We start from the raw sequence: 25,514 nt of genomic DNA on the forward strand, positions 1-25,514 counted from the left end.
CCAGTCAGTTCCCGATGGACGCGGTCTGCGGCATGGCGGGCCGGTCGCTCACAGGCGTGCCCGCAGTCCAACATACACATTGCGCTTGGCGGCTGGAATGAACAACGGCCCCTCCTCATCCACATAACCGCCGGTCTCGTACTCCTCGTCGAACAGATTGTTGATCTGCGCAAACAGGTCGACGCCCGCCCAGCCGATTGCCTCCTCCAGTTTCACCACGCCGCGCAGGTTGAACACGGTGTAGGGGGCGATGCGTTTTTCCCGCTCGTTTGAGTTGTCGATGTAGAGCTCCCCGGCATGGAACAGATGACCGGAGATGCTCGCGTAGCGATGCTCGTAGGTGAGCCGCAGGTTGGCCAGCCGGTTCGGAAAGCCGGCGATCGTGTTGCCGCCGCGATCAACCGTGTCGATCGGCAGGACCTCGCCCCAATTGGCCCAGTCGGGGACATACTCAATGAATTGATCGAAGTAATTGTCCGACAGCGACGTGTTTCCCTCCAGCGTGAGCCCCCGCGCCGGCGTCACCGCCCAGGCCAGTTCGATCCCCTGATGGATCGAAGTGGGGGCATTGGCGCGGATCGGCACTCCATCATCGTTGATCTGGCCGTTGTAAACGATCTCGTCATGGAACCGCATCTGGTACAGATTGGCCTCGACGCGCCAGCGCGGTTTCTGCCACGACAGCCCGACCTCGTAGTTGATCAGCCGCTCCGGATCGATGATCGGGTCTGAGCCGGTGAGGACTCCGTCGCCGCCGCTTTTCACGTCGCGGAAGAAGGAGTGGGCGTCGGCGTAGTAATCCGTCGCGTCGAAAACCTCGTCGTTGGTCGGCTCCTGCTCGTTGTAACTGACACTGGCAAACGCGGTCCAGCCATCGGCGGGACGTACCGTCAATCCGAGCCGCGGCGAGACAAAATGGTAGTCGGTGCTGTGCTCGACCCGCTGGCCGTAGGCATTCGGAAAGCGGTTGGCGGTCAGTTCGTAGCGTTTGAACGAATACGACAGCGCGCCGGTGATGGTCAGGCGCGGATCGGGCGTGAACACCTCCTGCACAAACGGCGTCAGGACGGTCTTGCGGCCATCGTAGTCGTAGTATCGCTGACCCGGGATGAAATCGGGCGGCGCGGGACGCACCGACTGCACTTCGGCCCAATGGTCGGCGGTCAGGCGACTGAACTCGACCCCGGCGGTCAGCTCGCCGCGCGCGTGACTGCGGGTCACGCGCGGGATGAATCCCCAGAAGTCGTTGTCCACCCAGCGCCGCCGCCAGATTTGATCGGCTTCGTCGACCATCGTCGTGTCGCCATCCGGCGCCGGCTGCGGGAAGGGATGGAGCTGGTACTGCCCGAAATCCGCCCCGGCGCGCAGTTGATCGTAGTATCCCTCGCCCTTGATGTAGTAGAGCGTGTTCTCCAGCCGCCAGAGCGAATCGGGGCGGTACTCGCTGATCCACTGGTAGTGCGGCTGGTTGAAGTTGTCGGTCTCGCCGTCCCAGGTGAATGGATTGAAGCGGCGGTCTACAGTCGGATCTCCGGTCGGACGCGGGAAGTCGTCCTGCACCTCGGGGTGGCTGTCGTAGTAAGACGTGTCGCCGTTGAGGTACCAGCGCGGCAGGCCCTTATAGGCCAGATGCGTTTGTTCCGGACCGCCGAAGAGGTTCAGACGGTTGGTCCACTTCTCATCGTAGCGCGCCGCCGACAGGAAATACGACCACAGGTCGGTCCAGGCGTTGTCACGGTAGCCGTCGGAGACAATCCGCGAGAAGCGGCCATAGACCGCATGCTTGTCCTCGATGAGCCCCGAACTGAACCCGACGGTGAACTTGCGTGTGTCATATGATCCAAACCCCGAATGGACCGTCAACTCGCGCGATGGCGACAGGTAGTGGGTGAGGACGTTGACCGTGCCGCCGATCGAGTTGGCCCCGTAGAGGGTGGTGCCCACCCCGCGCTGCACCTGAATGTCTTGCGTGTTTTCCGGCAGGTCGGGCAGGTCGATCCAGTAGACCTCGTGCGACTCCGGATCGTTGAGCGGCACCCCGTTGACCAGCACCGAAATGCGCCGCTGAGGGAATCCGCGGATCGAAAGGTACGAGTACCCGATGCCGTTGCCGTTGTCAGAATAGGCGTAAACCCCTGGTGATTCAGTGAGCAGCATCGGGACATCCTGTGCGTAATGGCTGCGGCGGATTTCCTCGCGCGAGAGGTTGTCGAAGGCCGCCGGCGATTCCCCCCGCCGGGCGCGTGTGCCGGTCACCACGATCTCCTGGCCCTCGATGACCAGCGGCGTCAACCGGATCACGCCCAGATCGTCGATGCCGTCGACCGTCTTGCGGAAGGGGTGGTAGGCGACGTGCGTCACGGTCAGTTCGAACGATCCCGGTGGCAGAGCGGCCAGCACAAAGTGGCCGTCATCGTCGGTGATGGTCGTGTAGCCGGTCCCGGGCACACGCACCGTGGCCGCCGCCACCGGACGACCGGTTTCCGCATCGACAATCCGCCCGAACATGCCCCAGGCGGAACCGGCCATGAGGGGGAGAAGCAGACAGACGAGGAACAACATGTTCCGGGCAGATGCACCAAGGCGGCATGCCATGGCCACAGTCCTTTCCCGGGGCCTTAAAGCACAAAACCGTTTCCGGTCTTGCGGAAACGGTATCAATCCGATGCCGGGTTGTCCTCTCCCGACATCCACCTGGTCCGTTTCCCTACGCCGGCATTACCCGGATCAGGTTCGAGGGGTATGATCTCAGGCCCCGAAAGCGGGGACCATCCCCACGAACTCAGGTCACCCGACTATACGCAGTTTCCCCGGCGTTTGCAAGCGGGTCAAATCCTTGCCAAAACTGTCCATGCGGACCCGGCGAGCGCGTATATTCCGGGTCCACAGGACTCGGTTGATGCCCATACTCGGCCCACTGAAACACTTTGCCGGCGACGTCCAGGGGCTGACGTTCTATTCCGGGCGGCTGTTCGTCCGGCTGTTCTCGCGCCCGTTCTACTTTGCCGACATGCTTGAGCAGATGTACCTGTTGGGTGTCGGGTCGCTGTTTCTGGTGGTACTGACCGGCGTTTTCGCCGGGCAGGGGATGGCGTTGCAGTTTTCCATCGAGTTGGCGGATTTCGGCTCGAAGAACTACTTGGGCCGGGTGATGGCGATCGCCATCATCCGCGAACTTGGTCCGGTGCTGGCGGGACTGATGGTGGCCGCGCGCGTCGCCGCCGGGATCACCGCCGAACTGGGATCGATGAAGTCCTCCGAGCAGATTGACGCCCTGGTCGCCTTCGGCGTCGATCCGATCAAGAAACTGGCGGTGCCGCGCTTCTGGGCGCTGTTCATCATGATGCCGATTCTCACGATCATCTGCGACTTCGTCGCCATCGCCGGCGGCTACATCATCGCCGTCTACATCGCCCACAGTTCGGGCACCGCCTATTGGACGAACGTGATCTACAAACTGACACTGGGCAATTTCATCATCGGGCTGGTCAAACCCTTCCTGTTCGCCATGATCATCGCGTCGATTTCGACCTACATGGGTTTCTCGACCGCCGGCGGCACCAAGGGCGTAGGCCGTTCGACCACCGACTCGGTGGTCGCCTGCTCAATCACCATCCTGATGATCAATTTCCTGTTCACCCGCCTGGTCGTGCCGCGCCTGCAGGGGTTGATGTAGAGCATGATCCGGTTCGAGAACGTGTCGTTTGCCTATGGCGCCGTCCCGGTGCTGCGCGACGTGAGTTTCACCGTTGCCCCGGGCGAGACGGTCGTCATGCTCGGTGTCTCCGGCTCGGGCAAAAGCACCATCCTCAAGTTGGTCGCGGGGCTGGTGCATCCGCAGACCGGACGGATCTGGATCAACGGCCGCGACATGACCCATGCCGGCGAGGGCGAATGGAGCGCCCTGCGCACCAAGATCGGCTATGTCTTTCAGGGCGGCGCGCTCTTCGATTCGATGACGGTGGGCGAGAACATCGGCTACGCCCTGCTGGAGCACACCGACAAATCCATCGCCGAGATCGAGCAGGTGGCGCGCGAAACGCTGCGCTTCCTCAATCTGTCGGAGGAGATCATCGACGAACTGCCCGATGCCCTCTCCGGCGGGATGCAGAGGCGGGTGGCGATCGGGCGCGCGGTGGCGGCCGTCGATCCGCTCATCATGCTCTACGATGAGCCCACCACTGGATTGGACCCGATCTCGACCAAGGCGATCACCGAATTGATCCTGAAGCTGCAGCGGGTCAAGCGTGTCTCCTCAATTGTCGTCACGCACCAGATTGCCGACGCCTTCGAGGTGACCAATCACTTCATCGTCCTGCACAACGGCGTGATGGTCTTCGACGGAGACGGCGCGGCGCTGGTTCGTTCGTCGCAGCCGCACGTGAGGGAATTCCTCACGCCCTTCCTCGATTCGGTTCAGGCGATGCCGTCGGACGGGAGGGCGGGAGCGTGACCATCCTCTTTCTCTGCACGGGCAACTCCTGCCGCTCGCAGATGGCGGAGGGGTTTGCCCGCCATTTTGGCGGCGGGCGCTTTGCGGTCGACTCCGCCGGACTGGAAGCGCACGGCCTCAACCCGCAGGCGGTCGCGGCGATGGCCGAAATCGGCATCGACATCAGCGCCCAGCGATCGAAAGTCATCGATGCGGCCATGATTGATTCCGCCGACCTGATCGTCACGGTCTGCGATTACGCCCGTGAACACTGCCCGGTGGTCCCAACACGCGTCCGCCAATTGCACTGGTCGTTTGATGATCCGGCGAAGGCCACGGGAACGCCGGAGGAGGTCCGGGCGGTCTTTCGCCGCGTGCGCGATGAGATCGGCGCCCGGGTGCGCGCGCTGGTCGAGTCGCTCTGAGGAGCGCCCGGCGGTTGCGCCGGGACTGCAATTGTTGTTTCATTGGGCGGGGAAACGAAAGCGAGTGCTATGGGTTCCTGTTGTTCCGCCATCGACGCTTTGGCCATCCAGTATGTGCGCGAAATCGCCGTCGTCCTGCGCACCCGCGACCTGGAGAAGGTCAAGTCGTTCTATCGCCGCTGGGAGAAGGTCATGGACATGGTCCCCATGCCCGATGACACCCAGCTGGAAATCGACATGCACAAGATGATCCTCGAACTGCCGGCGCTCTCCGATCTGCACGCCGAATCGCTGGCGTGGCTGGAGGCGAAGGGCGAAGTCTGGGATGTCCGCGGCAACAACTGCACGCACGGTTGTGAGCCGGGGTCGTGCGGACGCAAGGCGGTGGGGTGATGAAACGCAGCGGACGGGTGCCGTGGGTCGAGGTTCGGGTCGGCATGGTGATTCTCTTCGCCTTCGCCGTGCTGCTCTGGGCCGCGTTCAACGGCAGCGGGATGACCGTCTTTGAAAAGACCGACGAACTGCATGCCTACTTCAACGATGTCAGCGGCCTGGTCTTCGGCTCGCCGGTCTGGCTCGGAGGCATCGAAGTCGGCAACGTCACCAAGATTGAATTTGTCGAGCGCGACGGGGTTGGCATGATCCATGTCGCGTTCCATGTCAAGGAAGCGGCCTGGTCGCGCCTGTCTGAGCGCTCGCAGGTCTCGGTGGGCACCATGGGGTTGATGGGCGATAAGTTCATCGCGGTGAGCATGGGCAAACCGGGCGAAAAACCGGTCGAGCCCGGCGCGACGCTGCCCACCGCGGTCTCCACCGACATGACCTCGGTCTTTTCCGGCGTTCCGGCGCTGATGGACAGCGTCAAGATCACCCTCGGTCATCTGAACACGACCCTGGCGCGCGTCGAAAACGGCGAAGGGCTGCTCGGGCGGCTCACCACTAACAGCGCGACATCCGATGAGATCGACTCGCTTCTGCATGCCTCGCGGCTGGCGATGCGCGAGCTGGTCACCACCCAGCGCCGGCTGGTGGCCGCGATGGAAGGGGCGGCCGGCTCGATCGACACCTTGGCGCATGATGTCCTGCACGGCGATGGCACATTGGCGCGGCTGGTCTATGATTCTTCGCTTTACGTTAATCTCCGCGATGTCTCCGCTCGCAGCGATTCGCTGCTGGCCCGATGGGAATCCGGGCCGGGGACCATGGGACGGCTGTCGTCAGATTCGATGCTGTATGTCCAGGTGCGTGACGTGGTCGCCGACACCCGGCGTCTGCTCGACGACATGATGGCCAACCCGAAAAAGTACTTCAAGTTCAGCGTGTTTTAGAGATCACTGAGTGGTGCAGGAGCCAGGCAAACCGTTCACCTCTCCCCTAGGGAGAGGTCGATCCGCCGAAGGCGGATCGGGTGAGGGGACACGGCGTGCCGGACTGAACACGTGTTGTGCCCTCACCCGCGGCGTCCGCCGCTGCGGACGCCGCGACCTCCCCCAACGGGAGAGGTGAACTGACTTCACTCGTTCATGCTCGTTTGCATAAGGAATCATCGCACTCAAACTCTCCAAAGGGTTACCCATGACCAACGCCGACTTTGCCGCTGAAATCGAGAAGTATATTCGCCCGGCGACCTTCCCGGTGGCGATCAAGATGCTCAAGCCGGGGGAGCCGTTGCCGCCGAAGGTGAAACGTCCGAAGGCCGATCTGGGCTTCGAGGCCGCCATCTGCCAGGTGATCGGGCTGGCGCGACGATATGGCTGGGCGTTGGCGGTCGCGCGTGATGATATCTCCTGCCCGATCACCAAGGCCTTCTTTGGCTTCGAGGAGCGGGTGCCATATCTGACCGAAGGCCACGCCTGCGCCGGCATGTACACCGCCAGCGCCGAGGCCGGCGCGCGCACCGAAGCGGCGATCCCGCACTTTCCGCATGGCGAATACGATCGTCTGGTCTGCGCGCCGCTGGCGAAGGCGCAGTTCGACTGGGATGTCGTGGTCATCTACGGCAACTCGGCGCAGGTAATGCGACTGGTGACCGGTGCGCTCTACCAGGGCGGCGGGGTGATGCCATCGCAGACCGCCGGACGGGTCGATTGCGCCGACCTGATCATCGGCGCGATGAAGTCCGGCCAGTGTCAGTATGTGCTGCCCTGCTATGGCGACCGCATCTTCGGCGGCACCACCGATGAAGAGATGGCCTTCTCGCTGCCGAAGGCGAAGATGATGCAACTGGTCGAGGGGCTCGAAGGCACCCAAAAGGGCGGCGTGCGCTATCCGATCCCGACCTATCTGCGCTTCACCGGTGAGTTTCCTGAGTCATACCGGAAGCTGGAAGACTTCTGGGACAAGTCCTGACCGGCCGCGGGCGCACGGGTCTGAAGACCCGTGCCACCGCTCGGCTGGCCAATTCGTCGCGCGGACCCCCGCCGTTTAAACATTCGCCGCGAGCCACGACCATGACATCCGACACACTCCGCATCGTCAACGAGCCGCATGCCACCGCCGACGATATCGCGCTGGTGAAAAGCGCCCTCTACGAATTCAACATGCTGCGCATGAACGACCACAAGCCGCAGCCGATCAATCTGTTCCTGCGCGACCAGGACAATGTCATCTATGGCGGACTACTGGCCAACTGCTGGGGGCAGTGGGCGCATATCGACTTTCTCTGGATCGCCGAGCAGGGAAGAGGGCACGGATACGGGGCGCGGATGCTCGAGATGGCTCATGCGGAGGCGCGCGCCTTCGGCTGCCGCGGCGCCTATCTCGAGACATTCAGTTTTCAGGCGCGGCCCTTCTACGAGCGCTTCGGATACAAAGTCGTTGGCGAAGTCCGGGATTACCCGCCGGGGCAGACTTACTACTTCATGGCGAAGTCCCCGTTGTGAACGCGTGAAACAATCGCGCCGGTCGTCCCGATTCCCTCAACCAAACGGCAACTCCCTGCGTATTTGATGCTTTCACGCGGGGAAATGGGTCTCCGCGTGCGATCCGAGGTGACCGCATGCTTTCTGCCGCCGAACGCCAGGAACTCATCGAGAAGATGCGTCAACTGCCCGACCAGATCGAAGCGGCCGTGCGCGGGCTGAACGATGCGCAACTGGACACCCCTTATGGCCCAGGGAAGTGGACGGTGCGCCAGGTGGCGCACCATTTGGCCGATTCGCACATGAACGCCATTATCCGCATGAAGCTGGTGCTGGCCGAGGACAACCCGACGCTGAAGCCCTACAATCAGGATGATTGGGCGCGCTTCGAGGATGCCGCGAAACTGCCGGTCGCGCCGTCGCTGTCCATCATCCGCGGGGTGCATGAACGCATGGTGCACATGCTGCGGCAGGCGCCCGAGTCCGCCTTCCGGCGCACCGCGCATCATCCCGAGCATGGCACGATCACGCTGGATGATTTGGTCGGCATCTATGGCCGCCACGGCGAGAAGCACTGTGGCCAGATCACCGGCTTGCGTTCGGCCCGCGGTTGGTAGCATCATTGCGCCTGATGACAACGCGCTGGCATCCGCGGGACCGTCTCGACGCCCTCGCCGCCGGGGAGTCCCCCGACCGTCCGCCGGTCTCCCTCTGGCGGCACTTCTACCGCGACGAGGATGACCTCGATGCCTATGTCGAGGCCATGATCGGCTGGCAGCGGACCTACGGCTGGGATTTCATGAAAATCAACCCCCGGGCTTCGTATCAATACGAGCCCTGGGGTGTGATCATGCGTCCCAGCCCCGATCGCGCGACGAAGCCGGAGCGCATCGGCTGGCCGGTCGTTCAACCGCTGGATTGGCTGAAGATCACGCCGCGCCCCATTACCCATCCCTGTTTTGATTTCCAATTGCGCGCCATCACCCGCATCCGCCGTGCCATCCCGCGTCCGTTTCCATTGGTGATGACCGTCTTCAACCCGATTTCCATCCTGGGCGACATGGTGCCGAGCGAGGAACTGCTGGTTCGCTCGCTGCGAGAGGCGCCCGACCTGGTCGCCGCGGCCCTGCGCGCGGTGACCGACACCTTCGTCCGCCTCGTGCCGGAGTTCCGCAACGCCGGCGCCGATGGAATCTTCTTCGCCACCACGCAGTGGGCGTCGGCGTCACGGCTGTCCGTCGAGGAGCTGCGGCGCTGGGCGCTGCCCTACGACCGCGAAGTCTGGCAGGCATCCGGCGGCGACGCGTTCAACATCCTGCACGTCTGCGACCGCCAGATTCATCTCGCCGAATACCGCGAGTTCGACGCCGCGTTGGTCAATTGGGATGTCGCCCTGCCCGGCAACCCATCCTTGGCGGAGGGGCACGCCCTTATCGGCCGTCCGGTGCTGGGCGGCATCCATCATGAAACCGACCTGGTACGGGCCACGCCCGCGGAATTGCGGCAGGCGGTGCGACGACTCCTTGATGAGAACCGTGAGATTCCGTATGCTGTGGGGCCCGGATGCGCCATTCCGGTGACCACACCGTCGGACAACGTGGCCGCCGTACGCGCCGCCGTGGACAGAGCGTGAGCCGAGACCGTGCCGAAAAGCCCGCAACCCAATGATATTCTGAGCATCGTCGGACGCATCGTCGACACGGCGCCCTCGGCCGACAAGGCGATGGATGCGGTCGTCGAACTGCTCCATCACCGCATCCCGCATTACACGTGGGTTGGTTTCTATCTCATGGACGGCGACCGCGAACTGGCGCTGGGGCCGTTTCGCGGCAAACCCTCGCCGCATACGCGCATACCGCTGGACCAGGGCATCTGCGGCGCGGCCGCCTCGCAGAAGGCGACCGTGATCGTCGATGACGTGAGCGCCGACCCGCGCTACCTCGCCTGCTCGCTGGAGACCCGTTCGGAGATTGTCGTGCCGATCATGCGGGGCGATCGCTGCCTGGGCGAGATCGATATTGATTCCGACCAACCCGCCGCCTTCGGCCCTGAGGATCAGCGCCTGCTTGAGCAGATCGCCGCGCGCCTCGCGCCGCTGCTGGCCCGGCGCTGAGCCGCTGACCCCCGACCGTTCCCGGAGAAGGATCACCCATGCTGGGCACCGAAGGACCCACGTTCTGGATCGGATTCCTCAGCCTGATTCTGGCGCTTCTGTTGTTTGACCTGTTGTGGTTTCACCGCAAGCCGCACACGATCGGTCCGAAGGAGGCGCTGGGCTGGGTCTGCTTCTGGGTGGCGCTGGCGGTTGCCTTCAACGGCTTTGTCTACCTTGATCTGGGGACCACCAAGGCGCTGGAGTTCAGCACCGGCTACCTGGTCGAACTGGCGCTGAGTCTCGACAACGTGTTTGTCTTTATCGTCATCTTTCGCTACTTCAAGGTGCCGACCCAGTACCAGCACCGGGTGCTCTTTTATGGCATCCTCGGCGCCATCATCCTGCGCGGCGTCTTCATTCTCGTGGGCGCGGCGCTGTTGAATCGCTTCCACTGGCTACTGTATGTCTTCGGCGCCTTCCTGGTGATCACCGCGATCAAGCTGCTCCTGCAAAAAGACGAGGGTGTGCACCCGGAGCACAACCCGGTCCTCAAGTGGCTGCGCAAGGCGATTCCGATCAGCCGCGATTACCACGGGCAGAAGTTCTTCATCCGGCACACCGCCGGGCTGATGGCCACGCCGCTTCTGGCGGTGCTGGTGCTGATCGAGAGCACCGATGTGGTCTTCGCGCTCGACTCGATTCCGGCGATCTTCGGGATTACCAAGGATCCGTTCATCATCTACACGTCAAACATCTTCGCCATCCTGGGCCTGCGCTCGCTGTACATGCTGTTGGCCGGGATCATGGACAAGTTCTTCTACCTCAAGTATGGCCTTGGCGCGGTGCTTCTGTTCATCGGCGTCAAGATGCTGATCTCCGGCTGGGTGCACATTCCGATCGCGCTCTCGCTGGGCGTGGTCGCCGCGCTGCTCGGCGGGTCGATCGTCATCTCCTTCCTCCATCCCGTCACGCCCCGGATTCCGACGGAATAGAATCCGCAATAAACAGGGCGCGCCATGGCGCGCCCTGCGGCGTTCAGTGCGAATTCTCGCTTACTTCCGGAATAGCCAGTAGTACATCACGCGCGGCGCGTTGACCAGTCCGGTCCAGAACAGGCTCGGCGAATGCCTCAGACGGCGGCGCGAGTAGGCCAGGGCCTGGTCCCACCGGTCGGCAAAGGGGACATACATCCGGTGCACGATCCCCCGACGCAGCGAGGCGGAGGATCCATTGAGGGCGACGAAGTAGTTGCCCGATGTCAATTGGCCGATCAGGCGATCGCGCGGCACGCCCAGCAATGTCTGGGTTTCGAACCGGTCGGGGCCGATGCCCATCGGCACGATCACCTCGCGCACAAAGCGCGCGATCAGCGGCTGATCGTGGGTGGCAAATTCGAGAAAGACGTTCTTCTCCAGCAGCCGTTTGGCCATCGGGATCATCTTCGCCTTCATCTCATGCGCGTCGCGCAAGGCGAACTCCGCCGGCTCATTGTAGATTCCGATGCACAGACGGATCCGGCACCCATCGGGCAGTTCCTCGATGTCCTGGGCGGTGCGGTGCAGCCGCGACTGCAGGACCGTGCCGACCAGCATGCCGTAACGGGCAAACGCCCGCTTGTAGATCGCCAGCGTGGCGTCGGTCCACTGGTGGTTCTCCATGTCGATTGTGGCGCGCACGTTCGCGGCCGCCGAAACTTCGAGGACCCGGTTGATCGCCGCTTCGCATTCATCCCAGCGCACCGCGCCCGGGTCACGAATCATCCCGTTTTCGTCCTTAGGCGCCATCACGAACATCGACGGCTTCAGACTGATCGATGGCCGCATTGCGTCGGGAAGGCCGTAGAGCTGCGCGTCGGCGGTGATCGCCTCGACGAGCCGGATGTACATTCCCGAGTACACTTCGATGTCGCCGGGATTGGCGACATCCTCGCCTAGGATGTCGATGGTGGACGCCACGCCCACGTGCGCCAGATCGCGCGCCTTGGCCAGGGCCTCCTCCATGGAGACGCCGGCCACATACGGACGGGCGAAAATACGCAGGGCCTGCTGCGGCAAAATCTCGACGAAACGTTCGCGCAGATTCATAGATGACTCCGGGGAGAGGTTAACCACCCCGTGCAGTACGATCAAATGCAAACTGCGCCGGCGTCGCTGAATTGTCAGGGGCGGGATTGTCAAAACAAACGGGGTGTCCGCGTGGGACACCCCGTTTCACGGTGGGGGTGGTCAGCCGGAGTACTGGTCTTGGGGGGGGCAAAACGTTCCCCCGACCTTCCGCCCCCTTCGTGTGCGTGTTTCGCCGCCGGGCTCAACGCAAAAGGACCATCTTGCGCGTCGCCTGATTGCCCTTGCTTTCGAAGCGGGCAAAGTAAACGCCCGATGCCACGGGCTGGCCGTGTTCGTTCTCGCCGTTCCAGGTCAGCCGCTGCGTCCCCGGCGCCACCGCGCCGTCCAGCAGCGTGATCACCCGACGTCCCAGAACATCGTACACCTGAAGCGTCGCCCGGTCGGCGCCGGTGGTCGTGAATTCGACCGTCGTCGCGGCGTTGAACGGATTCGGACTGTTGGAGACCGTCAGACGATACTCATCCGGCACATCGTTGCCCCCGTCGAAGACATCCGAGACAAGGGAGACCTGGAAATCGCAGGTCATTGTGTTGCCGGAGGGCGAGATGTTGGTGATCGTCACGTAAGTCTGGCCGCCGGCATAGTCATCGGAACTCGGCGTGGTGGCCGAGGAAAACGTGGTCTTGTTCGTGCTGCCCGGGAAGGGGTCGCCGGTGTCGCCTTGGTCGAGGTTTTGTTCCATGTCCCAGCCGCCGTCGGCTTGTTCCAGCGCCACCCAGAAGTTGCCGCTGGCGGTGTGCCCCGGATACCACTCGTTGTTATTGTTGGTCTTGCTGTCATCGATGTGCCATATCAGAAGCCCTGCACCGGGCAGATAGGCGTCGTAGCCGACCTTTTGCCGGTTCTCGATCAGGAAGTACTGCGATCCGACCGTGCCCTCTTCCCAGAGCCGGAAGACGGTCGGGTTGTCCATGACGCGGGGAATGACCGCGCCGGTCATGTTGGCGGCGACGTTTGTCGGGGTGACCCAGCCCAGTCGGATCTTGCACCAGGCATCCATATGGGCCGGCGAATTGCCCAGCGATCCGTTCCAGGACCCGCTGGACATCAACGACCAGCGCCCCACCCCGCGCGAGCTGCCGTCGGTGTCATACAGGTCGGGCAGCCCAAACAGATGGCCGATTTCATGGGCGTAGACACCGATGGTGATGTCACCGGGATTGGTCCAGTACTCCGGCTGAATCGAGTAGGCGCTGACGCGCACGCCGTCTTTGGTGCGCGGAGAAATGCCCCACTTGTGCGACCAGATGTCGCTGGTCGAGCCGGAGAACTCGGCGCCGCGTCCGGGGTGAATGATGACGATCCCGTCGACCCAGCCGTTGCCGTCATTGTCATACTGTGCGAAGTTGACGAGCGGATCGACCAGATCGACCAGATCCTCGCAGAGTTTCTGCGTGTTCTGCGGGTAGCCGCCGAGGCCGTAGTTGTTGTTGACGTAGTACGAGTAATTGGTCGACAGCCGCTTCCAGCCCAGCGACGAGGGCAGGTTGACCGTGGTGATCGTCAGCTGGCTGTACGACATCTCATCATACAGATCGCGCACCGACCCCGGCCCGTTGTAGAAGATCAGCGTGTCGAATTCCAGCGGGCTGACCGTGGCGACCTTGTCGGGATGGTCGGCGCAGATGGCCAGAATGTTGAAGTTGCCGACCACCTGGGCGCCCGCGGCCAGTCCGCCGCCCGGCGTATCGATGCCGCGCTCGGCGAACGAGGCGCGCAATTCGTTGTACCGGTCGATCGCCGCCGCCATCGACGGGGAATGCGGCCTGCCGCTCTCGTCGAGGTAGGGTGGCATCGCCCCCGCCTCAAACAGCGGTCCCGACGCGCCCAGCGCCAGCAGTCCGAGCAGAACGCCGAGAACGACACGATCCAGTGAATGGCGCGACATGTGAACCGTCCTTTCAAATGGACAAATCAATCGCCGTCGAGGCCGCCAGTCCGCGGCCATTGCCGATCCATATTCCCCGATCAATCCGGAATCCCACATCCCAGGTGAAAGACCCCCATCGCAACCCCGCGCCCCAGCCGACCGCAAGCCCGCTGGCGCCGCCCACGGCGACACCGAGTCGAACCGGCAGGAACCGTGTTACCGGATGCTCCACCGCGGCGGCCACCTGGGGCGTCGTGCTGGCCGCAAATCGCTGCGCCGTCCACACCGATCCCTCCAGGGCCAGACCGGTCTTGCCCGCCTGCAGGGCGGCACCGACACGCACATGCGGAGGCAGCCCGACCGAAAACGGATCACTTGGTTCGGTGAGTTCGTGGGAATCCCAGAGCGAGTCTTCGAAGTTGTCGATGGTCAAATCATCGAATACCGTCTCATAGCGCGTGCGCTCCACCTGGCGGGTCCATCGAATGGCGTGATAGAGATGCTCGCAGGCGACGCTGACGAGGAGATTGGGCCGCGCCTGCCAGGCGGTGCCGATGTCGACGCCGAATCCGTCGCCGCCGGAAGCGGTGACCCACTCGGCGGTGGCCTGTCCGGTCAGTCCGGTCGTTTCCGTCGCCAGTTCGGCGCGCACTTCATCGGCGCGCGCAAGGTAGAGGCCGCGCACATACGACACCGACAGGCCCGCATAGACCGGCCCGCCGCCAAGTTGCGCAACCCGACGCCCATGGCTGAGAGTCGCCTGCCAGGACGCCAATCCCTCGCCGTCGGAGTTTTCGAAACTCCAGTCGGGTTGGTCGGCGTTGCCATGCAGGAGCAGATCGATGGCCTCGCGGTCCAGATTGCCCCGCGCGCTTCCCAGTCCGGAAACCGACAGGCCCCAGGCGCCCATCCGCGCCGCCAGGGCCGTGGCCGACCCTTCGCTCCACAGGGCCCAGCCCTCCTCAGGAACCTGGGCGAGAATGTCCGCCTTATCTTCGGCCTCCAGCGTGGCGCCGTTGTATTTGCGGTAGTCGTCGAAGCCGAGGCCGTTGCTGTGAACGCCGGCTCCCGCGCCGACCAATCGCAACTGCACCCAGTAGGGTTGGCTCATGCCCAGATGCGCCGGGTTCGAGAAGAGCGCCTCGACCCCCTGCGACAGCGCCAGCGACGCGCCCGCGGTTGACAGCGCCAAGGGGCTCTGCGCCCGGGCCGATGCCCCGAAGACGAGGGAAAGAACAATGATCGTGGTGAGTCGACGCATCAGTCCTCCCACGGCCTCACGTCGCCGTCGAGCTTGACAACCATCCGCGCGGCGGCGTGCCAGTCCATGACATCATCGGCAGCGATCCGGGCGGGCGTTCCCGCACCCGGGCCGACCAATCGCAGCGACTCAGCGAACCAGATCCGGTCGCGCTCAAACAACGCCAATTGCTCGCGGTTCAACTCATAGTTGAGGACCGTGGTGACCGGCGCCACGGCAAATCCCTGCGCGTCGGTGGCCGCCGGGGCCACGGTCGAGGGACCGAAGCGCAGCGCCCCGTCCTCATCCACACCCATCGAGTCGGCGGCGGCGCGCAACACAAATTCGCCGCCCACCGGGAAGCGATTCTGGATGGTGACGGTGACGGTGGCGGCCATCAATCGGTCGGTACGGTCGCCGTAATCATCGCTGGTGAGGTCGATGGCGGTGGGTTCGAGGTCCAGTTGAACGTCGTCGACATAGAGGTGCGCCGGCGCGGCAAATTCGACTCCGGCCCGGATGAAATCCGCGGCCGTGATAGTGATATCGGCAGTTTCCCCGCCGAGCGTCACCGTGCCGGCGCAAGCGACTTGACCGGGAAGCGGCCACAAAGGGATAGCGCCGTGCACCAGGGGCAGACGGGTCACCGTCGGCTGGTTGCCGACCCGCGCGGGCACAGTCCCGGCAAAGGGCAGTACCAGTCCGGTGTTGCTGGTGACCGTACCGTTGAACTGCGCCGCCAAGGGCAGGGAGGATTCGATGCGCAGGTACGCCTCCCATCCATCCAGACCGGCGGCGTCGAGACCGTCCTCCCACTCGAAGCCGGCGGACTGAGTTCCGGTGGCGAATTCGGTCGGGGCGATCTGACCGCTGGCCGACGCCAGCGTCCATTCCGATGCGGCCAGCGCAAACTCAACCTGATCGGCATCCGAAACTTCAATGATCTGGCCGTCCGATCCGGTCGTCTGGACCGTCAGATTCACGGCCGCATAGGATCTGGTGGCGCCGCCAGTGTAGACGGTGCCCGAAAGATCGATGATCTGTGTGTGCTCCGCGCCGGGGGCGAAATTGATCAACCCCGACAGCGGGACCCCATCACGCAGCAGCTCAGGGGATGACCAGGCGACAGTGACCGGCAGCGGCGTATGATTGCGCCAGGACAGCGTCAGCTGCCCGGCGGCCAATTCCGCCGACGAGAGCAAATGCGTGTCGGACAGACGCAGCGAATCGGACTGCTCCGACGCACTCGGGGCTACGATCCCGCGCGCGTAGACGGCACGGACTCCATTCGGCAGCGAGGCGCTGAGGCGCAGGTACTTGTCGGCGGCGGAGAGGATTGTGCCGCCGGGAGTGTGCACCTCCAGCGTGAAGTCCCAGTCGTTGCCGACCGACAGTCCTGCAAGCGTCACGGTGCGGCTTGCTGTCTGGCCGGGCGCGATCGGATCCGGGAACGGCACGATCGCCACCGGATGCCCGCCGGCATTGAGATGAACTGTGACCTGATCCAGCGTCAGGCCGAGCGCATTCTCAATCTGGATTACCAAGTCGCCGCTCGCGCCGCCCACGGTGTCGAATCCGGGAGCATCGGGGAAGGTCGCGGCGATCTGCGTCGCAAACTCCGGGACCTCGCCAGCCGCCAATGGCGTCAACTCGCCCAGCGCGATTTCACGCTCGACCGAAGTTCCAGCGCCGACGGTCACGCTGCCAAGGCTGGCTGAGCCGGTCTGTGCCGGGACTGTGAACTTTAAGTGTTCAGAGACATAGACGGGGGCCAGAACGGCACACACCGACCAAACCAGGCCGGAGTCATTGCTCCAACGCAGGTAGTCGGTGCCGTCATGAGCGGCCAGATAGGGCCCATCAATGTGCCGGTTGGCCAGCGGTACCGCCAAGTCCACGGTCCATTGTGGCGACTTGGGGGATTGCAGATCGCAGCCGGCGAAGATCGCCAGCCCCAAAAACAGAATCACCGTCCCCGCCGTCACACAGACCGGGCGGCGATCAGAGTCCGAATGTACGCACGGCGCAGAAATCACAGTTCCCCCCGGAACAGCCTGCAGGCATGCCTGCGTGAATCTCATTTGGCAAAGGCAATGCCAGAACGGAGGGGTCGGGCTGTGGAGATTTTGCGCACCTATTTAATGAATTATTGGACAATGAGTTGTCGGGTGGCAATACGTCGAGCGATAGCCATGCCGCGTCAACGAGTTACTAAGAGCGGGAACTTGTAGTGGGAGCTTTCCCATCAGTCGATGTCGGAATGCTCCATTTGGAGAGGGCGACTTGGCTTGACCGTCTCCGAGACTCCAGCTCGGTACGCGGCTTGCTCGGCGCAAACTTTGCGACGCAAAACGCGCGGAAACGGCACAAAGTCCTTGACAAACCTACAGATAGGGGTGTGTTTACTCGTGTGACGCGCAGGGGCCCATCGCCCCATCTTAAGTCAGACAGCATCGGGAGTAAATCAGCTCGAAACTGGGCTTTTTGCCCAGGGGAGGAGGCATCAGATGGCAAGACCAAGGTCTTTGATCGCCATCTTGTTGGCTCTGGTAATTGCATTCTCACCCACCACCTTAGTGTTCGCGGACGGACCGGGGATTTACAATCCCAACGGCAACACCCCCGCCGATGGCCATCCGTGGGATGATCAGGTAGTGGAGACAACGAATCCGGGCGGCGACTCCAGTGCATCGGGTCAAGCCGCCGTGGTTCAGAACGGGCCGGCCATCGACATCCCCAGCGCGTCCTTGGGCAACTCAGGCGCGTCGCTTGTCGCTTTGGTGTTCCGGAGCGTGATGGATCGAATGATTCGGATTGCGGAGACCAAGACCACCAAGAGCAAAGTCGTGCGGCGCTTGCGCTGACCGACAGGTTTTGTAATGAAGCCCCTTCCCCACCACCCCGTGGCCCCTTCCGGGCCGCCGCTTCAGCAGATTCAGTCGCTGCTGAACGACAAGAAATGGACTGAGGCCGCGGCGCAATTGGCCGACGCGCAGGCGCAGGCGATGAGCGACCCCCTCTCATCGACCGCCGGCGAGTGGTGCCTGTTAAAGGCGCGGCTGGACTTGGCACAGTCCGACCACCGCTCCGCGGTCGATTGGGCCCGCCGGGCGCTGGCCGCCTTTGAACGCAGCGCCGTCGATGATTTCCTCGGCGACACCCACAGCGCCCTCGGCTTGTCCTATCTCGGACTTGGCGACACCAAAAACGCGCTCATCCATGTGCGCGACGCGCTGGCCATCTACCGGCGCGTCGGCGACACCGCCGGCGTGATTCGCGCCCACAACGATATGGCGCGCGTCTACTTCGTGCGCGGTGAGCATGGCAACGCGGTCGAGCATCTCGACGATGCCCTGCAGTTGGCCCGCGCGCAGCGCGACACCGATCGCGAGGCCATGCTCCTGGGCAATCTGGGCCGTGTCCATCTGTTGCAGGGGCGTTGGGATGACGCGCAGACGGCCCTGACGCAGGCGCATGCGCGCGCCGTCGCCATTCAGAATTGGACGTCTGCCGGTCGCAACCTGCTGTCGCTGGGGTACCTTGCGACCCTGCGCCATGAGTTCCGCGAGGCGGTTTCCCGGCTGGATGCGGCGCTCACCGCCATCGAGAAGGCCGGACTAGTCCGCGAGAAGGCCATCTACTTCGAGTATTCCGGCTGGTGCGAGTTCGAACAGCATCACTGGATCGCCGCCAAGGAAGCGTTCCGTCGCGCGCTCGAACTTGGACGGCGCATCGGCGCCGCCAACGATCTGATTTCACAGGCGCTGCGCGGCCTGGCCGAATGCGAAGCCGCGCTCGGCGACTGGACCGAGGCACGTCGTCTTGCCCAGGAGGGTCTCGAAGTCGCCATCCAGATCGGCGAGCGCGCCGAAGCGGGCAGTCTCTACCGCATTCTCGCCCGCGGGCTGGCCCATCAGCGCGAATCGGCCGAGGCGCTGGCCTGCCTCGAGAAGTCCGGCGAGTGTCTGCAGGCGGTCGGCGACCCCTACGAACTGGCGCGACTGGCCGAAGCCCGCGCCGATGTGCTCGACACGATCGGCGCGCCGGAGCGTGGAATGCTTGCCGCTCTCGACGAAGCGGCGACCCTCTATGCGCGTCTGGGCGCCCGCGACCAATTGTCGCAGGTGCAGATGCTGGCGATCGCCCAGCGGCGCGCGCGCGGTTTGATTGCCGAAGCGCTGACCTACGCGCGTCGCGCCATGACCGACGATGGCAGCCGCGCGGGCATCAGTCTCGACGATAAGCAGCTTCTATCCGATCTGTCTGATGAGTGTGTGGCCCGCGCTACGTCGTCTGCCAACGAGTTCCGTCTGGCGGCCATGCCTTGGTCGGCGGCCGACGGCGATGAATTGCAGGCGGCGATCGAATTCTGCCGCAGCCGTCTTGGCGCCTCGCACGTCATCCTGATCGAAGTCACCTCCGGCGGCCAGCGCTCCGGACGCGTGCTGGCCTCTTCCGGCACGCCCGATGACTTTGCCAACGCCATCGCCGCGTTGGCCACCAACCCCTACCAGCACGATGTGCGCACCGACCGTCCGCACTACTTCTGGATGACGGCGTTGGCGCCGCAACTTTATGCGCACCTGGCGGCGGTGACCGACGTCGTTCCCGTGTCGGTCATTACCGTGCCGGTCGACTTGGGCCCGCAGTCCACCGGGCTGCTTTATGTCGACGCGCTGCCGGATGCGCCGCGCGCCAACGGCGCGGGCTTCGAGCCGCGCGATCTCGACTTCGTCGTCGCCTACGCCGAAGTCGTCGCCTGGCGTTCGACCAGGTTGCGCTCCGAAGGGCTACTGCGCGATGTCCAGCGGCTGCGCAACCAGCTCGGCCGCGAGTGCGAATTCCCCAACATCATCACGCAAAACGCCGAGTTCCACGACACCCTGTCGCGGGTCCGCCTGATCGTCGATTCCGATGTCTCGGTGCTGCTGAACGGCGAAACCGGCACCGGCAAGGACCTGCTGGCCCGGGCGATTCACTATTCGAGCCGGCGGCGCGACAAGCGGTTTGTTTCGGTCAACTGCGCCGCGCTGCCCGAAACGCTGTTGGAAAGCGAACTGTTCGGTGTCAAGCGCGGCGCCTTCACCGGCGCCGACCGCGACAAACCCGGCTTGTTTGAGGAGGCCGACGGCGGCACGTTCTTCCTCGATGAAATCGGCGAGATGCCGCTGTCGATCCAGGCCAAGCTGCTGCGTTTCCTCGAATCGAAGGAACTGACCCGTTTGGGCGACACCAAGCCGCGCCGCATCGACGTGCGCGTGATCTCGGCCACCAACCGCGACCTGACCAGCGAAATGGAGCGTGGCGCCTTCCGGCGCGATCTGTTCTACCGTCTGACGCCGGTCGCGTTTACCCTGCCGCCGCTGCGCGAGCGTCGCGAGGATATCCCGCTTCTGATCGACCACTTCCTGGCCGAACTGGGCGCCGAGGGACGCGCGGTGCGTTTCTCGGTCGAGGCGGTGCGTGTGCTGTCCGCCTACGATTGGCCGGGCAACATCCGCGAACTGGAAAATGAGATCCGCAAGACGGTGTTGCTGACCGAGCCCGGCGCGACCATCGGACCCGAGCGGCTCTCGCGCAAGTTCTTTGCCGCCGCCGCGGCCGAGGAGACGCCCGCCGCGGCGATGCCCGATCGGTTCTCGCTTTATGACCACATCGCGCAGATCGAACGTCGCTACATTGTGCAGGCGCTCAACGAGGCCGGCGGCATCAAAAAGCACGCCGCCGCGCGGCTCGGTATCCCCGAATCGACGTTGCGCCTGAAGATGAAGCAGTACAGTCTCGACAGCGACTGACGACGCCGCCAACGGCTTTTTTGCCAGATCGCCGCCTGTGCCACGGGCGGCGATTTGCATTGGCGGGGCGGAGTCGTCTACATTGCCGACGATGACGGCGCAGCATTCCGCGACCAACCCACCCACCCGGCGCGATCCGGCCATCGCGTCGGCGGCGACCCAGATGGCGATCGACGCGCACCTGTTGTCCCGCGCGGCGGCCTCCGATGCGGCAATCTTTCGCGTCTATCGCATGGATCCACCCGCAATCACCATCGGCCGCCATCAGCGCTGGCGGCGGGTGGTGGATGAATCGGCGTGCGCGGCCAACGGCTGGGAGTGGACACGCCGTCCGACCGGCGGCGGCGCGTTGTTGCATCGCCACGAACTCAATTACGCCATCGCTGCGCCGCGCGGTCTTCTGGCGCCAACCGGAAGAGGCGAGTTCCACGCGGTCTTCGCGCAGATCGGTCGGTCGCTGCAGGCGGCATTGCGCGCCATGGGCTTTGATCCGCAATTGCACCAGGGGGATCGTGGCTCGCACTTGCCACAGCATGGGCTCTGTGGCCGATCGATCACCGGCCATGAATTGTCATTGGGGCCGCGCAAACTGATCGCGGCGGCGCAGTTGATCGCTCCGGAGGGAATTCTCCAGCACGGCACGATCTATATCCATGCCCCGCAAGCGCATGATCGTTTCTGGCCGATCGAGCCCACGCGCATTGATCCCCGGGCTGATTCCGAGCGCTGGGCCGATCTGGGGACAGTCTTCCAGGCGATGGATTGGCGAAGACTCGCCGCGCTCTTCGAGGACAACTTCACGCGACATTTCCCAGCCGCTTGTCGGGCATGTGAATTGGCGCTCCCGGACTGGGCGGAAATCGATGCGACTCTGGCCGCTTGGGATGCCCAGAACTGGGTCCGCAGCCGCTGATTTTTTTCCGGAAAGCGGGAATAATCGGCCCGGCCGCGCATAATGCGCGGTGAGGGCGCGAGTGCAAACTCGCTTCCCGCCCACGGGTGGCAAACGGTATTCGGAAAGGTGGTTTGTCCTTGACTTTGTGCGAGTTACCCCGCCAGTTTTGCGATTTCCGTCCGGCGGGGCAAGCCAAAATCTGGGGCCGGGGGGAGAGACGACACCCGTGTTTGACGGTTGCGAAGGGCCAATGGAACGGCCCGAACGGCCGGCGTGGTTTGGTGCGTTGACACCCGCATTGGGGAGGTATGGGCGTATGAATCGACGGGGAACGGGGCGCTTCACACTGACAATTTCCATCGTCCTCATCGCGCTGGCGATTGTCGCGACGGCGGCCGACGTCTGGGCCGCCGGAGTCGGCAAGGTCTCCGGACTGGTCGTGGACAAGAAGACCAAGGAGCCTCTGATCGGCTGCCCGGTGCAGATCGAGGGGACGACGTTGGGCGCGCTGACGGACGTGGATGGACGCTACACGATCCTGTCCGTGCCGCTGGGGTTGGTCTCGGTGGGTGCCAGGATGGTCGGCTACACACCGATGATCGTCTCGGACGTGACCGTGAAGCCCGACCAGACGTCCGTGGTCAACTTCGAACTGGAGGAAAGCGAAGTCCAGCTCGAGGCGGTCGTCGTGCGCGGCCGCGCCGAAATGATCCAGATGGACCAGGCGACGACCAAGCGCGACGTCACCGCCGAAAAGATCAAGACTCTGCCGGTCACCAATGTGGGTGACATTCTCAAGACGCAGGTCGGTGTGACCGTACGCAACGACCGTTTCCACATCCGCGGCGGCCGTTCGACCGAACTGGTCTATGCGGTCGACGGTGTCACGCTCTCCGACCCGTTGGGTGGGCGCGGCGCGACCGCGGCGCTCAATTTGTCAGGCACTGAAATCGAGAACATTTCGATCGTCAAGGGCGCCTGGTCGCCCGAATACGGCGGCACATCGGGCATCGTCAACGTGGCCACCAAAGAGGGCGATCCGCAGGTCACCCGCGGCCACTTGCAATACTTCACCGACGATTTTGGCACCTCGGCGCTGAACACCTATTCGCGCAACTTCCAGCGCATGGAGTTCACGCTGGGCGGGCCGGATCCGATCTTCACCAACCGCCTGCTGCCGGCGCTGGGCATCAACGGCGCACAGGAGAAGCTGACCTACTTCATCAGTCTGGATTTTGACCGCTCCGACGGCGCCTTCGACTGGGATCGTTACACCTCCCCGACCCGGCCGGCGCGCTACCGCGACATCAAATTCCTTGGCATGGTTTTCAGCGAGCGCCAGAACAACTCCGGGAACGCCCTGCTGAAGCTGACCTACCGGCTCACTCCCGATATCCGTGTCACCGGGCAGTACAAGAAGACTTACGAGCGCAACCAGCAGTGGAGCTGGGCCTACCGCTACACTCCGAATTCACAGGACTGGATCGAGGACGAAAACGACTTCTACAGCGTCCGCTGGGTTCACAACCTGGGGCCGTCGACATACTACGAAGTGCTGTACTCCGACTTCGTGCGCAACTATTGGGAAAAGCCCGGCGATCCGAACAAGCCGGGTGGCACCATGAGTCCCGATGACTTCCTGTTTGATTTCCAGGCCGATAAATTTCTCGACGTCAACGGCAACGGCGTCTGGGATGCGCCGGAGCAGTGGATCGAGATTTATCCCGACGGCCAGTACAACTTCGGTGATATCTTCGAAGATCGTGACGGCAACGGTATCTTCGATCCGCAACAGACGCCGGCCGACACGACTTACGACAGTCTGATCTTCGACTTCAACGGCAACGGCACCTACGACTTCTCCTCCGGCGAGCCGTACCTCGACGCCAACAAGAACGGCGTTTATGATGAGGGCGATCTCCTTACGCAGGACGGCAACGGCAACGGCACCTACGATCCCGACCGCGAGCTGAATCGGTTCGACGGCGAGTCGACGTCCCCCAACGACAACCCCGAGCCGTTTGTCGACGGCGATGTTTCCAAGGGCGAGCCATTCGTTGACGTCAACCGCAACGGCGTCTGGGATGGCCCGGGCGTGCTGCCGGGATACCCGTTGGGCGAACCGTTCACCGACTTGTCGCACGATGGCAAGCGCCAGAGTTCGGAGGACCCCTGGGTGCCGGGGATTCCGTTTGAGGATCTCAATGGCAACGGGTCGTACGATCCGGGCGCGGCGTCGCCGTCGGGTTCGTGGTCGAACCTGGACGAGAACTACGACATTGGTGAGCCGTATCTCGATGTGAACGGCGACGGCGAGCGTGATCGTCGCGACGGCTACTACGATCTGGGTTGGGACCGCAGTGCCACCTGGCATGAGCGCAAACCGCGCACACGCACGATCAAGGCCGATCTGGTCAGCCAGATGCGCCGCGAGCACGAAGTGAAAATGGGGTTGTCGTACTCGGCCTTCGACCTCATCTACAATGAATTGCAGCAGCCCTACGTGCCGTACACGCTGGGTTTTGACGGCGGCCCCTTCCCGTTCCGCGGCGCCATCCGCAACTTCTACCATCAGACCCCGAAGACCGGCGCGGTCTACCTGGTCGACAAGATGGAATACGGCCAGATGGTGGCGCAGGTCGGTTTCCGCTACGAGTACTTTGTGCAATCCAGCAACGCCGAGACCACCGACACCGCGCGCGCCGATTCCGTCGGTGTCGAGGATTATCGCGACAAGTTCGCGCCGCGCCTGGCTTTCTCGTATCCGATCTCCGACAAGGCGAAAGTCTTCTTCAACTACGGCCACTTTTACCAGTTGCCGCAGATGCACTTCATGTACCGCCGCAACACGCAGTTGGGCAACGTCTCCGGCACCATCGGCAACGTAAACCTCGACTTCGTCAAGACGATCAAGTACGAATTCGGTGTCCAGTATCTGCTGTCGCCGGAGTATCTGCTCTCGGTGCAGGGGTTCTACTCCGACGACTTTGCGCGCGTCTCCGAATCGGAGGCGCAGGGGCAGACGACGCTCGAAGAGCAGAACTACTACGAGAACTCCGACTACTCGCGCACCCGCGGCCTGGAAGTCGAGCTGGATAAGAAATACGGCAACTACGTATCCGGCTCGATGACCTACAACTTTTCCTACGCCTACGGCAAATCGTCGGCGGAGGCGCTCGATTACTTCGACAACTTCTACGCCCGCTCCGGCGGCCGTTTCGTCATCCAGGAATTCCCGCTGGATTGGGACGAGCGCCACAAGGTGACGTTCATTCTCGACCTGCGCGTGCCGGCCAACGATCATCCCAAGCTGTTCGGGTTGACGTTGCCGGACAACTTCGGGTTGAACATCTTCTGGCAGTACGGGTCGGGTTTCCCCTACACGCCGACGAAGGATCACCCGGGCATCGCCTCGCAGCTGGCGCCGGGGCAGGAGCCGCTGGCCAATTCCGAGCGTTATCCGGCCACCAGCAACGTCGACATCCGATTCAACAAGGACTTCAAGATCGGCCCGATGGATTACACCATCGAGCTGTGGGTCAACAACTTGTTTGACAACCGGGATGTGGTGGCCGTCTACAGCGCCACCGGCCGTCCCGAATCCGGTCTGGTCAATGAGTCGGTGGTGCTGGAGAGCAACGGGGAACCGAGCCCGACCAACTGGACCGCACGCCGGCAGATCCGGCTCGGGCTGGGTGTCAATTTCTGATGACGACCCGGACGGGCCCGTTCCGTCCGGCGAGGGTGTCTAGGACTGAGGAGCAGCGAATGCAGC

The 25,514-nt window shown here is 63.4% G+C and carries 20 protein-coding genes and 1 riboswitch; of the genes, 15 read left to right on the forward strand and 5 right to left on the reverse strand.

What is annotated here, in order from left to right; translation table 11 throughout:
- Positions 1-48 precede the first annotated feature (48 nt).
- Complete coding sequence (locus VNN55_12015) at positions 49-2,562, reverse strand: TonB-dependent receptor (protein ID HWO58281.1); 2,514 nt, start codon at positions 2,560-2,562, stop codon at positions 49-51.
- 124 nt (positions 2,563-2,686) lie between these two features.
- A riboswitch (TPP riboswitch) is annotated at positions 2,687-2,786 on the reverse strand.
- A 113-nt stretch (positions 2,787-2,899) separates the two neighbouring features.
- Between VNN55_12015 and VNN55_12020 the strand changes: the two genes are divergently transcribed.
- From VNN55_12020 to VNN55_12070, 11 genes are all read left to right on the forward strand, one after another.
- Positions 2,900-3,676 carry an ABC transporter permease gene (locus tag VNN55_12020; GenBank protein ID HWO58282.1) on the forward strand — a complete coding sequence of 259 codons (777 nt, stop codon included), beginning with the start codon at positions 2,900-2,902 and terminating at the stop codon, positions 3,674-3,676.
- A 3-nt stretch (positions 3,677-3,679) separates the two neighbouring features.
- On the forward strand, positions 3,680-4,453 hold the full coding sequence (locus VNN55_12025; protein HWO58283.1) for an ATP-binding cassette domain-containing protein: 774 nt from the start codon (positions 3,680-3,682) through the stop codon (positions 4,451-4,453).
- Positions 4,450-4,857, forward strand: coding sequence for an arsenate reductase (thioredoxin) (gene arsC / locus VNN55_12030; GenBank protein HWO58284.1), 408 nt, complete (start codon positions 4,450-4,452; stop codon positions 4,855-4,857). Before VNN55_12025 ends, arsC begins: the two co-directional genes overlap by 4 nt.
- A 69-nt stretch (positions 4,858-4,926) precedes the next feature.
- Positions 4,927-5,250 carry a hypothetical protein gene (locus VNN55_12035; GenBank protein HWO58285.1) on the forward strand — a complete coding sequence of 108 codons (324 nt, stop codon included), beginning with the start codon at positions 4,927-4,929 and terminating at the stop codon, positions 5,248-5,250.
- Positions 5,250-6,185: an MlaD family protein gene (locus VNN55_12040; protein HWO58286.1), complete on the forward strand. Its 936-nt coding sequence runs from the start codon at positions 5,250-5,252 to the stop codon at positions 6,183-6,185. The genes VNN55_12035 and VNN55_12040 overlap by 1 nt, the downstream gene beginning before the upstream one ends.
- A gap of 247 nt (positions 6,186-6,432) precedes the next feature.
- A complete protein-coding gene (locus VNN55_12045; protein HWO58287.1) occupies positions 6,433-7,206 on the forward strand; it encodes a DUF169 domain-containing protein in 774 nt (257 codons plus the stop codon).
- 101 nt (positions 7,207-7,307) lie between these two features.
- On the forward strand, positions 7,308-7,739 hold the full coding sequence (locus VNN55_12050) for a GNAT family N-acetyltransferase (GenBank protein ID HWO58288.1): 432 nt from the start codon (positions 7,308-7,310) through the stop codon (positions 7,737-7,739).
- A gap of 116 nt (positions 7,740-7,855) precedes the next feature.
- Entirely contained in the window at positions 7,856-8,335 is a 480-nt protein-coding gene (locus tag VNN55_12055) for a putative metal-dependent hydrolase (protein ID HWO58289.1), read from the forward strand.
- Between the two features lie 14 nt (positions 8,336-8,349).
- The gene (locus VNN55_12060) at positions 8,350-9,351 is read left to right on the forward strand and encodes a uroporphyrinogen decarboxylase family protein (GenBank protein ID HWO58290.1); all 1,002 of its coding nucleotides are present in this window, start codon (positions 8,350-8,352) and stop codon (positions 9,349-9,351) included.
- Positions 9,352-9,360: 9 nt separating this feature from the next.
- Positions 9,361-9,831, forward strand: coding sequence for a GAF domain-containing protein (locus VNN55_12065; protein HWO58291.1), 471 nt, complete (start codon positions 9,361-9,363; stop codon positions 9,829-9,831).
- Between the two features lie 38 nt (positions 9,832-9,869).
- Positions 9,870-10,805 carry a TerC family protein gene (locus VNN55_12070; protein ID HWO58292.1) on the forward strand — a complete coding sequence of 312 codons (936 nt, stop codon included), beginning with the start codon at positions 9,870-9,872 and terminating at the stop codon, positions 10,803-10,805.
- A gap of 60 nt (positions 10,806-10,865) precedes the next feature.
- Here VNN55_12070 and VNN55_12075 read toward each other — a convergent pair whose 3' ends face one another.
- The 4 genes from VNN55_12075 to VNN55_12090 all read right to left on the reverse strand — a co-directional run bounded on the left by VNN55_12075 (position 10,866) and on the right by VNN55_12090 (position 17,019).
- The gene (locus VNN55_12075; GenBank protein HWO58293.1) at positions 10,866-11,897 is read right to left on the reverse strand and encodes a proline dehydrogenase family protein; all 1,032 of its coding nucleotides are present in this window, start codon (positions 11,895-11,897) and stop codon (positions 10,866-10,868) included.
- A 223-nt stretch (positions 11,898-12,120) separates the two neighbouring features.
- A complete protein-coding gene (locus tag VNN55_12080) occupies positions 12,121-13,827 on the reverse strand; it encodes a M6 family metalloprotease domain-containing protein (protein HWO58294.1) in 1,707 nt (568 codons plus the stop codon).
- Positions 13,828-13,840: 13 nt separating this feature from the next.
- Complete coding sequence (locus VNN55_12085; GenBank protein HWO58295.1) at positions 13,841-15,070, reverse strand: DUF5723 family protein; 1,230 nt, start codon at positions 15,068-15,070, stop codon at positions 13,841-13,843.
- Positions 15,070-17,019: a hypothetical protein gene (locus VNN55_12090; GenBank protein ID HWO58296.1), complete on the reverse strand. Its 1,950-nt coding sequence runs from the start codon at positions 17,017-17,019 to the stop codon at positions 15,070-15,072. The genes VNN55_12085 and VNN55_12090 overlap by 1 nt, the downstream gene beginning before the upstream one ends.
- Positions 17,020-17,556: 537 nt before the next feature.
- Between VNN55_12090 and VNN55_12095 the strand changes: the two genes are divergently transcribed.
- The 4 genes from VNN55_12095 (at position 17,557) to VNN55_12110 (ending at position 25,448) form a co-directional block, all read left to right on the forward strand.
- The gene (locus VNN55_12095) at positions 17,557-17,913 is read left to right on the forward strand and encodes a hypothetical protein (protein ID HWO58297.1); all 357 of its coding nucleotides are present in this window, start codon (positions 17,557-17,559) and stop codon (positions 17,911-17,913) included.
- A 15-nt stretch (positions 17,914-17,928) separates the two neighbouring features.
- Positions 17,929-20,844, forward strand: a complete 2,916-nt coding sequence (locus VNN55_12100) for a sigma 54-interacting transcriptional regulator (GenBank protein ID HWO58298.1) — start codon at positions 17,929-17,931, stop codon at positions 20,842-20,844.
- Positions 20,845-20,926: 82 nt separating this feature from the next.
- Positions 20,927-21,757 (forward strand): hypothetical protein, encoded by an 831-nt coding sequence (locus tag VNN55_12105; GenBank protein ID HWO58299.1) that lies wholly within the window; start codon positions 20,927-20,929, stop codon positions 21,755-21,757.
- 298 nt (positions 21,758-22,055) lie between these two features.
- Positions 22,056-25,448 carry a carboxypeptidase-like regulatory domain-containing protein gene (locus VNN55_12110; protein ID HWO58300.1) on the forward strand — a complete coding sequence of 1,131 codons (3,393 nt, stop codon included), beginning with the start codon at positions 22,056-22,058 and terminating at the stop codon, positions 25,446-25,448.
- Positions 25,449-25,514 lie beyond the last annotated feature (66 nt).

This window comes from bacterium, from assembly GCA_035559435.1.
Lineage (GTDB): Bacteria > Zixibacteria > MSB-5A5 > WJJR01 > WJJR01 > JACQFV01.

Bases quoted from the DNA above. Each gene is read 5' to 3' on its own strand.
- VNN55_12060 (HWO58290.1), top strand. From the start codon at position 8,350: ATGACAACGCGCTGGCATCCGCGGGACCGTCTCGACGCCCTCGCCGCC.
- VNN55_12110 (HWO58300.1), top strand. From the start codon at position 22,056: ATGAATCGACGGGGAACGGGGCGCTTCACACTGACAATTTCCATCGTC.
- VNN55_12075 (HWO58293.1), bottom strand. From the start codon at position 11,897: ATGAATCTGCGCGAACGTTTCGTCGAGATTTTGCCGCAGCAGGCCCTG.
- VNN55_12055 (HWO58289.1), top strand. From the start codon at position 7,856: ATGCTTTCTGCCGCCGAACGCCAGGAACTCATCGAGAAGATGCGTCAA.
- VNN55_12040 (HWO58286.1), top strand. From the start codon at position 5,250: ATGAAACGCAGCGGACGGGTGCCGTGGGTCGAGGTTCGGGTCGGCATG.
- VNN55_12050 (HWO58288.1), top strand. From the start codon at position 7,308: ATGACATCCGACACACTCCGCATCGTCAACGAGCCGCATGCCACCGCC.
- VNN55_12015 (HWO58281.1), bottom strand. From the start codon at position 2,562: ATGTTGTTCCTCGTCTGTCTGCTTCTCCCCCTCATGGCCGGTTCCGCC.
- VNN55_12095 (HWO58297.1), top strand. From the start codon at position 17,557: ATGGCAAGACCAAGGTCTTTGATCGCCATCTTGTTGGCTCTGGTAATT.
- VNN55_12020 (HWO58282.1), top strand. From the start codon at position 2,900: ATGCCCATACTCGGCCCACTGAAACACTTTGCCGGCGACGTCCAGGGG.
- VNN55_12025 (HWO58283.1), top strand. From the start codon at position 3,680: ATGATCCGGTTCGAGAACGTGTCGTTTGCCTATGGCGCCGTCCCGGTG.
- VNN55_12045 (HWO58287.1), top strand. From the start codon at position 6,433: ATGACCAACGCCGACTTTGCCGCTGAAATCGAGAAGTATATTCGCCCG.
- VNN55_12070 (HWO58292.1), top strand. From the start codon at position 9,870: ATGCTGGGCACCGAAGGACCCACGTTCTGGATCGGATTCCTCAGCCTG.
- VNN55_12100 (HWO58298.1), top strand. From the start codon at position 17,929: ATGAAGCCCCTTCCCCACCACCCCGTGGCCCCTTCCGGGCCGCCGCTT.
- VNN55_12035 (HWO58285.1), top strand. From the start codon at position 4,927: ATGGGTTCCTGTTGTTCCGCCATCGACGCTTTGGCCATCCAGTATGTG.
- VNN55_12085 (HWO58295.1), bottom strand. From the start codon at position 15,070: ATGCGTCGACTCACCACGATCATTGTTCTTTCCCTCGTCTTCGGGGCA.
- VNN55_12080 (HWO58294.1), bottom strand. From the start codon at position 13,827: ATGTCGCGCCATTCACTGGATCGTGTCGTTCTCGGCGTTCTGCTCGGA.